Source organism: Spirosoma luteum DSM 19990 (genome assembly GCF_000374065.1).
GTDB classification, from domain to species: domain Bacteria; phylum Bacteroidota; class Bacteroidia; order Cytophagales; family Spirosomataceae; genus Spirosoma; species Spirosoma luteum.
This window is the reverse complement of record NZ_KB893252.1, coordinates 99,030-110,687: the sequence shown is the minus strand read 5'-3', so window position 1 is coordinate 110,687 and position 11,658 is coordinate 99,030. Positions and strand designations below refer to the sequence as shown.

12 protein-coding genes are annotated in these 11,658 nt (G+C 50.2%); 11 read left to right on the top strand and 1 reads right to left on the bottom strand.

Annotation, left to right across the window (positions count from 1 at the left end):
- Positions 1 to 46: 46 nt before the first annotated feature.
- The 9 genes from B156_RS0110690 to B156_RS0110650 all read left to right on the top strand — a co-directional run bounded on the left by B156_RS0110690 (position 47) and on the right by B156_RS0110650 (position 8,392).
- Entirely contained in the window at positions 47 to 2,227 is a 2,181-nt protein-coding gene (locus tag B156_RS0110690) for an alpha-amylase family protein (RefSeq protein ID WP_018619695.1), read from the top strand.
- A gap of 36 nt (positions 2,228 to 2,263) precedes the next feature.
- Positions 2,264 to 4,033 carry an L-lactate permease gene (locus B156_RS0110685; protein ID WP_018619694.1) on the top strand — a complete coding sequence of 590 codons (1,770 nt, stop codon included), beginning with the start codon at positions 2,264 to 2,266 and terminating at the stop codon, positions 4,031 to 4,033.
- 59 nt (positions 4,034 to 4,092) lie between these two features.
- Positions 4,093 to 5,049 (top strand): D-2-hydroxyacid dehydrogenase, encoded by a 957-nt coding sequence (locus B156_RS0110680; RefSeq protein WP_018619693.1) that lies wholly within the window; start codon positions 4,093 to 4,095, stop codon positions 5,047 to 5,049.
- A 211-nt stretch (positions 5,050 to 5,260) separates the two neighbouring features.
- Positions 5,261 to 5,452 carry a hypothetical protein gene (locus tag B156_RS0110675; RefSeq protein WP_245563718.1) on the top strand — a complete coding sequence of 64 codons (192 nt, stop codon included), beginning with the start codon at positions 5,261 to 5,263 and terminating at the stop codon, positions 5,450 to 5,452.
- Between the two features lie 114 nt (positions 5,453 to 5,566).
- Positions 5,567 to 6,157 (top strand): RNA polymerase sigma factor, encoded by a 591-nt coding sequence (locus B156_RS0110670; RefSeq protein WP_018619691.1) that lies wholly within the window; start codon positions 5,567 to 5,569, stop codon positions 6,155 to 6,157.
- 50 nt (positions 6,158 to 6,207) lie between these two features.
- Positions 6,208 to 7,206 carry a S1C family serine protease gene (locus B156_RS0110665; RefSeq protein WP_026260748.1) on the top strand — a complete coding sequence of 333 codons (999 nt, stop codon included), beginning with the start codon at positions 6,208 to 6,210 and terminating at the stop codon, positions 7,204 to 7,206.
- A 63-nt stretch (positions 7,207 to 7,269) separates the two neighbouring features.
- Positions 7,270 to 7,551, top strand: coding sequence for a hypothetical protein (locus B156_RS0110660; RefSeq protein WP_018619689.1), 282 nt, complete (start codon positions 7,270 to 7,272; stop codon positions 7,549 to 7,551).
- A gap of 121 nt (positions 7,552 to 7,672) precedes the next feature.
- Entirely contained in the window at positions 7,673 to 7,921 is a 249-nt protein-coding gene (locus B156_RS0110655; protein ID WP_018619688.1) for a MoaD/ThiS family protein, read from the top strand.
- A 60-nt stretch (positions 7,922 to 7,981) separates the two neighbouring features.
- On the top strand, positions 7,982 to 8,392 hold the full coding sequence (locus B156_RS0110650; RefSeq protein WP_018619687.1) for a molybdenum cofactor biosynthesis protein MoaE: 411 nt from the start codon (positions 7,982 to 7,984) through the stop codon (positions 8,390 to 8,392).
- A gap of 57 nt (positions 8,393 to 8,449) precedes the next feature.
- Here B156_RS0110650 and B156_RS0110645 read toward each other — a convergent pair whose 3' ends face one another.
- A complete protein-coding gene (locus B156_RS0110645; RefSeq protein WP_018619686.1) occupies positions 8,450 to 9,562 on the bottom strand; it encodes an endonuclease/exonuclease/phosphatase family protein in 1,113 nt (370 codons plus the stop codon).
- A 196-nt stretch (positions 9,563 to 9,758) separates the two neighbouring features.
- Here B156_RS0110645 and B156_RS0110640 point away from each other — a divergent pair, with 196 nt between their 5' ends.
- Together B156_RS0110640 and nusA are read left to right on the top strand one after the other, a co-directional pair.
- Positions 9,759 to 10,271 (top strand): ribosome maturation factor RimP, encoded by a 513-nt coding sequence (locus B156_RS0110640; protein WP_018619685.1) that lies wholly within the window; start codon positions 9,759 to 9,761, stop codon positions 10,269 to 10,271.
- 86 nt (positions 10,272 to 10,357) lie between these two features.
- On the top strand, positions 10,358 to 11,602 hold the full coding sequence (gene nusA / locus B156_RS0110635) for a transcription termination factor NusA (protein ID WP_018619684.1): 1,245 nt from the start codon (positions 10,358 to 10,360) through the stop codon (positions 11,600 to 11,602).
- Positions 11,603 to 11,658: the final 56 nt, after the last annotated feature.

Here is an 11,658-nt window from a genome sequence, read left to right as displayed (position 1 = left end):
CCCCTAAAGGTAGGACCGGGGATGAATACGCTTTTTCGGTTCACGTATGGAAAGAAGAGATTTTGTCAAAGCTACCGGTATCCTGGGAGGGCTATATACGCTTTCGGATGCGTACGCGTTGCCCCGTGCGATTACCCCCGCGTATACGACGCCGGGCGAAGCGTTTTGGCTCGATGGCCCAATGCGGTGGGCGCAACTCGCCTTTGTAGAACGGGACCCCGGTCATTACGACCCGGATTTCTGGCTAAATTACTTCAAACGTATCCATGCCGACGGCGCACTCCTCAGTGCAGGGGGCGTAGTGGCCTTCTATCCAACCCGCATTCCGCTCCACCACCGGAGCTCATACATGGGCGATGCCGACACGCTGGGCTATCTGGTGGCAGGGTGCCGGAAACAGGGGATGAAAATTATGCTTCGTACCGACCCCCATGCAACCCGGCAGGACGTGTACGATGCACACCCCGACTGGATTGCGGTCACGGCCGATGGGCAGAAACGGCGGCACTGGGCTAACCCGGACCTGTGGGTAACCTGTGCCCTGGGACCGTATAATTTTGAGTTCATGCCGCGGGTAAATCGCGAAATAATGGAGCGCTACCAGCCGGAAGGTATCTTCTCCAATCGCTGGGCGGGTCATGATGTTTGTTACTGCGAGCACTGCCAGACCAACTTTACCGCCTATTCGGGGCTGGCTTTGCCGCAAAAAGCCGATAGACTGGACCCTACTTATCGGAAATGGGCCGAGTGGCGCGTCAAACGGCTGCGGGAACTGTGGGCCTTGTGGGATTCGGGCATTCGGCAGGTTAAGGCTACATCACGCTTTATTCCCAACGGCTTTCCCGATAAAGTGATGACCGGCCGGGAAGCCGACCTGTTTTTTGCCGATCAGCAGGCCCGCCGGGGACTGGTGCCGCCCTGGATAAATGGAAAAGGGGCCAAAGAACTCCGGTCCACACTGGGATTGAAACCGCTGATCGGTATTTTCAGCGTCGGTATTGAAGAGGAATATCGCTGGAAAGATTCCGTCCAGAGCGATGCTGAAATCAGAATTTGGGTGGCTGAAGGGACGGCCAATGGCATGCGCCCCTGTTTCGTTAAGTTCGGGGGCGATATCTACGACAAGCGGTGGATGGACGCTGTTGCCACGGTATACGAAGGGTATCATAAAAACGAGCGGTATCTCCGGAACACAGCTTCGCTAGCCCGGGTAGGCGTTGTTTACTCCGAACAAACAGACCAAAAGTACGGCGGCAAGCCCTGGCAGCAAAAAAGTGGTGATCATCTGGATGGTATGTACCATGTTCTGGTAGAAAGCCGGATTCCGTTCGATATGGTCAATGACCAGCTACTCACGCCCGAATACCTGAACCGGTTCAAGTTATTGATACTGCCTAATGTGGCTGCTCTGTCCGATGCTCAGTGCCAGCAAATCCAGGCGTTTGTAGACGGGGGAGGGAGCGTAGTCGCTACGTTTGAAACGTCATTGTATGACGAAGAAGGAAAGCCACGTCCTGATTTTGGCCTGGCTGGTTTGTTCGGCGTATCCTACAATAAGAACGTGGAAGGACCCTTGCGAAATAGTTATCTGCACCTTCGTCATGATGCCCAAAACAGCCAGACGAAACAAATAATGGACGGACTGGAACAAACCCCCCGCATCATCAATGCCATTTACAAAGTAGACGTAAAACCGGCCACCACGTTTCCAAGTCCGGTTACGCTTATTCCAACCTACCCCGATTTGCCGATGGAAGATGTGTATCCACGCGTGGCGGAAACCGATACGCGGGAGCTTTATCTACGGCAGGTGGGTAAAGGACGGGTAGCTTACCTGCCCGGCGACCTGGATCGATCGTTCTGGCAACTGCTCAGTGTAGACCATGGTCAGCTGCTGCAAAACATAGTCAACTGGGCACTCGATGAAGCCCCCGTCGTTACCGTAAGCGGACCCGGCCTGATGGATGTAACCGTGTGGCGGCAGTCGGCATCCATGACGGTGCACCTGGTCAATCTGACTAATCCCATGATGATGAAAGGGCCATTCCGCGAACTGATTCCCGTAGCGGCATCGGTTAGGGTCAACGTTCCGGCGGGTACCACCGTAACGGGGGTAAAGCTTCTGATGAGCGGGCAGAAGCCTGCTTTCGAGAAAGAAGGTAACTCGGTAATCGTATCCGTACCCAGCGTACTCGACCACGAAATCGTAGCACTTGATCTGGTGTAATACACAAAAGATTACCATCACTAACCTGAATACTTTATGGTCTGGCAACAACTTATTGACCCGTTCAACCGGATTGGCGTATCGATGCTGGTCGCATCCTTACCCATTCTGTTTATTTTCTGGGCGTTGATAATCCGCCGGATGAAAGGCTACCAGGCCAGTCTGATCGCAACCGCAATAGCAATCGTTATCGCAATCAGCGTGTATGGCATGCCCGTGAAGCTGGCCTTCCTGTCGGTAGCGCACGGGGCGTTGTACGGCCTGTTTCCAATCTGCTGGTTGGTAATCATGGCCGTGTTTCTGTTCAATATAACCGTTCGGAGCGGCCAGTTCGACATTATAAAACACTTTATGGCCTCTATCACGTCCGACCGGCGGTTGCAGGCCTTGTTGATAGCCTTTTCGTTTGGCTCGTTTCTGGAAGGTACGGCCGGCTTTGGGGCACCCGTTGCCATTACAGCGGCTATGCTGGTTGGTCTGGGTTTCAATCCGCTGTATGCGTCGGGTATCTGTCTGATTGCCAATACGGCACCCGTTGCGTTTGGCTCCATCGGCATCCCTATCACCGTAGCGTCGCAGGTATCCGGTATTCCGGAACTGCCCATTTCGCAAATGGTAGGTCGTACGCTGCCCATCCTGTCTGTTATGCTGCCATTTTACCTGGTGAGCATCATTGCCGGGGTCAGAAAAGCGCGGGAGGTGGGCCCGGCCGTGTTGGTTTCGGGCGTTTCGTTTGCGTTGCTCCAGTATCTTTCATCTAATTTTTTAGGCCCGGCACTGCCCGACGTTATTGCGGGCCTGGGGTCTATTATCTGCCTGATGGTATTTCTTCGCTTCTGGAAGCCAAAAACTATCTGGCGATTTGTCAATGAACCCGCGCCGGTACTGAATACGGAAATGAGGTACACAACCGGGCAAACCTTCAGGGCCTGGTCGCCTTTCATCGTGCTGACCATTATTATTATTGCCTGGGGGCTACAGCCAATTAAAGACGTATTGACTGAGTGGGGTACGGTGCAGGTGGAATTTCCGGGTTTGCACAACGTTATCCTGGGGCTCGACGGGAATCCAGTCCCCAAACTGTTTAAATTGAATTACCTGTCGGCTGCGGGAACGGCCATCCTGCTGGCAACCCTGCTGGCTATTCCGTTGGTTGGCCTGAGCTACCGTGAAGGGATAAACGTTTTTGGCTCAACATTAAATCAGCTTAAATTTCCCATTCTAACCATTGCCGCCGTGCTAGGGTTTGCCTACGTAATGAATGATTCAGGCATTACGCTTACGCTGGCTGCCGTGCTGGCTAACACGGGCGCTTTGTTCCCCTTCTTTGCCCCCATATTAGGCTGGCTGGGGGTGTTCATAACCGGCTCTGATACATCGGCAAATGCGCTGTTCAGTAAAATTCAGTACGCTACTGCTCAGTCTATTGGGGTTGATCCGGTGGTTACCGTAGCGGCTAACGTATCGGGCGGGGTAGTGGGGAAAATGATTTCTCCCCAGTCTATTGCGGTAGCGGCTGCGGCTGGTAATCTGGTAGGGCAGGAGTCGCAGTTGTTTCGCTTCACGGTGAAGCATAGCTTTATCATGCTGATTTTCATTTGCATCCTTACGCTGGCGCAGGCATATGCCATCCAATGGATTATTCCCACATACGAACTGTTGAGTACCAAAAGCGCGGCTGGCTTACCTGACCTGACGACCGGATATGGCTATCTGATTGGATTGGCCTCCCTGCTGGTTGCTATTTTCGTTATGGTGCGGCTGATGGTTCGTCAAGGGAATTCAAGGCAAAACGTGGTCAGTTGATAGGCCTGTAATGGAGTTGATAACAATGATTTATCGATAAAAAAAGAAAGAAAATACGTATGAAGATTGTCGTTTTAGATGGTTATACCCTGAATCCGGGCGACCTCTCCTGGGAGGGGCTGGAAGCATTGGGAGATGTGACGGTGTACGAACGGACACCAGCCGATAAAGTAGTGGAACGGACGCAGAATGCCGATGCTATCTTCACTAACAAGGCACCGTTGACCGTTGACCAGTTGAACCAGCTGCCTAACCTTAAATTTATTGGCGTGTTGGCCACCGGCTACAATATTGTTGCCGTGGAGGCTGCCCGTCAGAATGGAGTCGTGGTGAGTAACGTGCCTGGTTATGGTACGGCCTCCGTCGTTCAACTCACGTTTGCCCTGTTACTGGAACTAACACTACACGTACAACGGCACAGCGATGCGGTTATGGAAGGCCGGTGGGCTGGCTCCGCCGATTTCTGCTTCTGGGACTACCCGCTCATCGAACTGGTCGGCAAAACAATGGGCATCATTGGTTTTGGTAGCATTGGCGAAAAGGTGGCCGATGTCGCTACCGCGTTTGGAATGACGATTATCGGGTCGAAACGGCACCGTACAGACCAGTCTCATCGGTCGAATTTTCGGTGGGCCGAACTGCCTGAACTGCTGGAACAGGCTGATGTCGTGAGTATCCACTGCCCGTTACTTCCCGAAACGAAAGGACTGATCAATAAAGCCAGCCTGGCAAAAATGAAACCCTCGGCTTTTCTGCTGAACACCTCCAGAGGTCCCATCATTGTGGAGCAGGATTTGGCCGATGCACTGAACAATGGCGTTATTGCCGGGGCCGGAATTGATGTCTTATCCGCTGAGCCTCCTGCTGCCGACAATCCGCTTTTTACGGCTAAAAATTGCCTGATTACCCCGCACATTGCCTGGGCTACCCAGGAAGCCCGCAAGCGGCTGATGGCTATGACGGTAGAAAACCTGACTGCTTTTCTGAAGGGGCATCCAATCAACGTGGTCAATTAGCCACTTGTTTGCCTTTCGTCATGCCTACTGTTGTTCTGCTCCCTGGTCTGAACAAGGGTAGACGGGCTGATTGACCAATTGCCTTTGCTTAGCCCTAAAAACGGAAAGCCCCCTGAATTATCAGGAGGCTTAAAACGTTTATAGCGTTGTCGGTAATAGTTACCGGCAGTTGTGCCTTAGCAAAAATTACTTCGCGCTATCGGACATCATCATGGCAGAAGAATCCGTAGCCATCGTGGAGTCCGTAGTCATCATTGAAGACGAATCCGTCATCATCGTGGTGGTCTCAGTGGTTTCGGTTTTCTTCGAGCTGCAAGAAGTGGCCAGGGCGATCATAGCCATGAAAAAGAAGGCAGATTTCGTGATTGCTTTCATAAATTTGGGGATGTTTTTGTTTAAGTGAAACTGATTAATGTCAACGTTAATACCCTATAGAGAAAAAGGTAACCCAACATTTTTATTTATTTTTTTTGGGTTACATTATATATCATCTCGTATTAAGTAATGAATCAACTCAATGAAGGAAAGCAGGCTGCCCGTATTAACTGACGAAGCGTTACTGATAGGGTTGGCTGATGGTTCTGACGATGCATTGACTCAATTGTACCAACGTTATTTTCCCATGGTGCTCTACTTCGTAACCAGCAACAGCGGTAGTGAAGACGACGCCAAGGACATTTACCAGGAGGTGTTGATTGTGTTGTATGAGAAGGTTAGAAGCGGGTCGCTCGAATTGCATTGCCAGTTAAAAACGTATCTGTATTCGATAGGCAGACGGCTTTGGCTCAAGCAACTGGCACAACGGAGCCGGTTCATGGTGCGCGATGTTGAAACGCCCGTTTCGGATGAGTTCATCAACGGTCAGATCAGCGATGATTTGGCCGAGCACGAAGAACGGGATCGTCAGTTTGACCTGATGGCCGACTCGCTGAACCGATTGGGTGAGCCTTGCCGGACGTTGCTGGAAGATTTTTATATTCAGCATTTGAGCATGCAGGACATAACCGAAAAGTTTGGTTATACCAATACAGACAACGCCAAAACGCAGAAATATAAATGCCTGATGCGCCTGAAAAGACTGTTCTTTTCGGAATACAAACAGGATTGATTTGACTCAAGTCAGTACCCTGCTCCGGCAGAACCATTCCCTGACTAATGATGAACATGGACGAGGAAAAAGACATAGAAAATGCGCTTCGCACGTACAGCGAACGTGTTCAGTTTAAACAGCGGCTGGCCCGGATACAGGCAGATGCCGACGTAAATGCCTATCCGGTCGAAACGGAGCAGTCGGGTCAGATTCGTGCCCTATGGAGAACGTATCGCACCACGCTGGCAGTAGCGGCTTCGGCCGCTATCATCACCACGTTTGGCTCCATCTTTCTCTACCGGTCCTACCAGCAAAGTCACCAGCAGGAGCAGCAATACCGGCTGCTAAGCAAAGAAATTCAGGCAGTCAAGTATTCACAACGCAAACTGCTGAGCGATCTGAATGGCCGGGGGCGGGCATTGAGTGTTAACCCCGCCCAGGTATCCGGTTCCGGGTTTATGCTTACCGGCGATGGATACTTCGTTACCAACAACCACATCGTTTTTGGGGCCGATTCTATCTATGTACAGAGCACCAAAGGAGAGGTATACAAGGCCAGGGTGGTTTATAACGATCAGGCCCATGATCTGGCTTTCCTGCAACTTTGTGACGATAGCGCTTTTAGGCCGATGCCATCGGTTCCCTACGCATTTAATGCCCACCCGTCCGATCTCGGCGAGCGTGTATATACCCTCGGATTCCCGCGCGAAGAGATTGTTTACGGGGAGGGATACCTGAGCTCCGGTACGGGTTATAGGGGGGATTCAACGGCCTATCAGGTTGCTGTTGGCGTCAACCCGGGTAATTCGGGCGGCCCGCTTCTGGATGGGGAAGGGAATGTTATTGGTATTATAAGCGGTAAGCAAACAACGTTAGAGGGCGTGAGCTTTGCCATTAAAACCAATTACCTGCTCAATGCAATTAATGCCATTCCTGCCGATTCACTGAAGGGGCAGCCATTGCGGATCAACCGGAAAAGTAGTCTGATTAATTTGCCCCGCAAACAGCAAATCAAGCGGATGCAGGATTACGTGTATCAGGTAAAGGTCTTCAAGCATAAAGAGTAGCGTGTAGAAACAAACAATTGATTCGCTATGCCGTTGTTGGGTAAACATTTAAACTCGACAACAATGAAAAAGACTATGGTACTGGCCGCTGCGCTGGTTTTCTCCGTCCTCGCTGGATATGCTCAGGATACTAAAGAGAAAATGAAAGAGGTAGGTCACCAAACGAAACAGACGACAAAAGCGGCTGGTCGGAAAATAAGTCGCGAAACCAATAAGGCAGGCGACAAAATCTCAACAGCGGCTAAAAATACGAAGCAGGACGTTAAGGAGGGAACTAATAAAGCCCTCGACAAAACGGACCGCAAACTGAAGAAGGCCGAGCGAAAGATAAATAACTCAAATTGATATCATTACCAGGAAGGGTACTCTTAACAAAGGGTGCCCTTCTTTATGCTTTATAACCTAAGAGCGAACTTCGCTTAGCCAGAATTGCGTTATCGGTTTATACCACTGCCTGTCTTTTCGCATGGATTCATCTATTTCGGTACTCCTATTTGGTATCACCCGTGATTTGACGGGTCAGTCAGCCGTTTCGGTTTCTTTACATAAGAACGCCAGCGTGGCGGATTTACTGGCACAACTGCATCAGCAATTTCCCGCTTTAATGAACATTCGCTCGTTGCTCATCGCCGTTAATGGCGAGTATGCCGAAACCAACCAGGTACTCAGCCCTACCGACGAGATCGCCCTTATTCCACCCGTTAGTGGCGGTTAATACATGCGTTAATCAGTCATTCCCGGTCCGACTCACTCATTAGCTAATTGACTACCTGTTATGGTTACCCTAATTGCTGAACCCATTGACGTGACAAGTGCGCTGAACTATTTACAATCGGAGCAGGCAGGAGCCATCGATCTGTTTTTGGGTGTTGTTCGTGACAATACGCAGGAGCGCCCGGTTGACCGGCTGGAGTATGAGGCCTACGACCGCATGGCCGTTTCCGAAATGCAGAAGATTGCGGATCAAGCCCGGCAGCAGTGGCCCATACTACGTTATGCCATTATTCATCGGAAGGGTACGTTGCAGATTGGCGAGATGGCCGTACTGATTGGGGTGGCTACCGCGCACCGTGCCGACGCATTTGACGCCTGTCGCTACATCATTGACACGATCAAAAAAACAGTACCCATCTGGAAGAAGGAAGTATTCACCAATGGGGAAGAATGGGTAAACGCCCATCCCTGAATAAGGTAACTGAGCGGGTAGGGAAATCCAATATCGGCGTCTGCCCTCCTCACTCTGCTACTTGACCACGTACGTTCCCACGACCGGATAATGGTCGGAGTAGTCAATGCGGTCAATCGTCTCGAAGTCTGTAACGGAGAGTTCAGGGCTATGAAACTGATGATCGATTCGGATAAAACCCGGTAGGCGATTGTAGGTAAAACCAAAGCCATGTCCTGCTTCTTCAAAGCTATTGGGTAACGTTCGGCGCAACCGTTCGTACACTACCCCGTACGGGGTGTCATTATGATCGCCCGTCACAATGACCGGGTAGGGGCTTTGGCGGATGTACTCTTCCACTTTGCGAACCTGTTCGTTTCGCTTGATGAAGCCGATGCGCAGGGCACTTAAAACCCCCCTTGTTTCGTGCTGAACCCCCTTCATTTGTTTCTGTTTCAACACCCGGCTCACGCGAATTCCCATGGAATGTAAATGCACATTGATAACCCTTATCGTGTCCGTACCAACCGTAACCGTAGCCCAAACCAGACCATTGTGCGCTTCGAACACTTCCCGACCCGAATCAATGATGGGGTAAGCTGAGAATATGGCCACGCCAATATCGCCATCCGGTACATGAGCCATTTCTGGATATAAAAGGGTCGAATAGGGATAACCAACTGTTTTAAACCGCTCAACCATGTCGTAATCCGGGTTCTTGGTTGACGTATAGAATTCCTGAAAACACTTGATGGGGGCATCGTACCGAAGTACATAGTTGAGTATGCGCCGAACGGCCGGTGAACTCTGTCTGCTCCCCAACAAATCCATTTCGCCAAATGAATGCACATTATAGCTGAATACTTTCAGGGGACGGCCAGTACCTGTTGGTGTGTCGGAATTGTGCCAGGAAAAAGTTCGGGAGCCAAACAGCAAAATGCCCGCTATCACGAGCAGGCCAGACAGCCAGCTACGCCAGGGGCGGCTGGTGAGCCATAAACAAACAACAACAACGTTTAGTATCCAAACGACCGGTATCGTAATCATAACCATCCCGGCCGACCAGTGCTCAATTTGAAGGCTATAAAGCAGCCAGTAAGCCAAGCATGTATAAGCTGCCAGCAGTAGGTTAAGCGACCATAGCAATGACCGAAAAAAGAAGGCAATAAATTTTCCAACAGGTATTCTCATCGTTGTTTTAACGCTGTTCAGCGAAACCAATAGTCCTTTCAACTGCCAAAATAAGGGAAAATGACTCGTATGCGTGCAATTGCGCTAAAGTTGGGGCTTGTTATGCACACAGAAACGTATTACCTTTGTGGCACAAAAACCATATGGCATTGATTAAAAAAGGGAGTCGCACTCCCTTTTTTGTTAGCCTTACCTTGTGGACGATAAAGCCAAACTAACCGAATTAATTCAGCCACACCTCAACGACGGCCAACTCTATATAGTTGCTATTCAGGTTGCCGGTCGGCAGGGAGGGCACATTAAGGTAACCGTGTTGCTGGATAGCGATATGGGTATTACCATTGACGAATGCGCTCAGGTTAGCCGAAAGCTGGGTGGCGAAATGGATGAGCTGAATTTCTTTGGAGAATCTCCATTTACGCTCGAAGTTTCATCGCCCGGAGTCGATTTTCCCCTGACATTCCCCCGGCAGTTCGTTCGTAACCTGGGACGGCAGTTAGTCGTTACGCTGGAGGATGGAACAACCCGGAAAGGGACACTGGAGTCGGTATCCGACAATCATATTGTGTTGACCATTGAGCCGGCGAAAAAAGGAAAGAGTAAAAAGAAAAAAGAAACTGATTTAACATCGGAACCGGTACCGGCTGGCCCAACACCAATTCCGTTCGAGCAAATCAAAAAAGCAACAGTAGAAATATCATTCAAATAAAGCTAGTCACCCAGTTGATTAGTCGGTTAGCAATAACTGATTCATTAATCTAACTGACCGACTGGCCAACTAATCAACCAACAAAAATGACCAGTGGACTGTTAATCGAATCGTTTGCTGATTTTGCCCGGTCCAAAAATATTGACCGGCCCACCATGATTGCTATTCTGGAAGAAGTTTTCCGGACAATGATTCGTAAAAAATACGGCACCGACGAAAATTTCGATGTGATTATCAATGCGGAAAGTGGCGATTTGGAAATGTGGCGGACCCGCGAAATCGTCGATGATAACTCGGAAGATATTTGGGATTATGACAAAATTCCCCTCGTAGAAGCCCGGAAAATTCAGGATGACTTCGAGGTGGGCGAGCAGGTTGCCGAAGAAGTGAAACTGGAAGATTTTGGTCGTCGTGTTGTCCAAACGGCCCGGCAGACGCTTATCCAGAAGATAAAGGACATGGAGAAAGAACTCCTTTATCAGAAATACAAAGATCAGGTCGGCGATTTGGTCGGTGCTGAGGTATATCAGTTACTCAAACACGAGATTATTCTGGTCGATACCGAGAATAACGAGTTGAGTCTGCCCCGTACGGAACAGATTCCGAAAGATCGCTACCGTAAAGGAGAAGCTGTGAAGGCCGTGATTAGTCGGGTCGACATGATTAACGGTACGCCTAAGATTGTCCTGTCGCGTACGTCGCCGGTATTTTTGGAGCGTTTGTTCGAGATTGAAGTGCCCGAAATTTATGACGGCTTGATTTCGATTCGGAAAATTGTCCGGGAACCGGGCGAGCGGGCAAAAGTTGCCGTTGAGTCGTACGATGACCGTATCGACCCGGTAGGAGCCTGTGTTGGTATGAAAGGGTCCCGTATTCATGGCATCGTGCGTGAGTTGGGCAACGAGAATATCGACGTTATCAACTACACCGAAAACCTTGAACTGCTCATTAGCCGCGCGTTGAGCCCGGCTAAAATCAGTACCATGACCATTGATCGTGACACCAAACGGGTATCGGTTTTTCTGAAGCCCGATCAGGTTTCGCTGGCTATCGGTAAAGGGGGCCAGAATATAAAACTGGCCGGTCGACTGGTTGACATGGAAATCGACGTGTTCCGGGATAATGAAGGTCAGGAAGATGATGAAGATGTTGACCTGATGGAATTCTCCGACGAAATTGATGAGTGGATGATCAACGAACTCCGCAAAGTAGGGCTCGATACCGCCAAGAGCGTACTGGCCTGCAGTAAGGAGGAACTCGTTCGCCGGACCGACCTGGAAGAGGATACCGTAGAAGAAATTCTAACGATTCTAAAACAGGAATTCGAATAGAGATTAGGGCGAAATGAAGCGTGAAGAATGTAGAATAGACCTTCCGGAAACTAGTC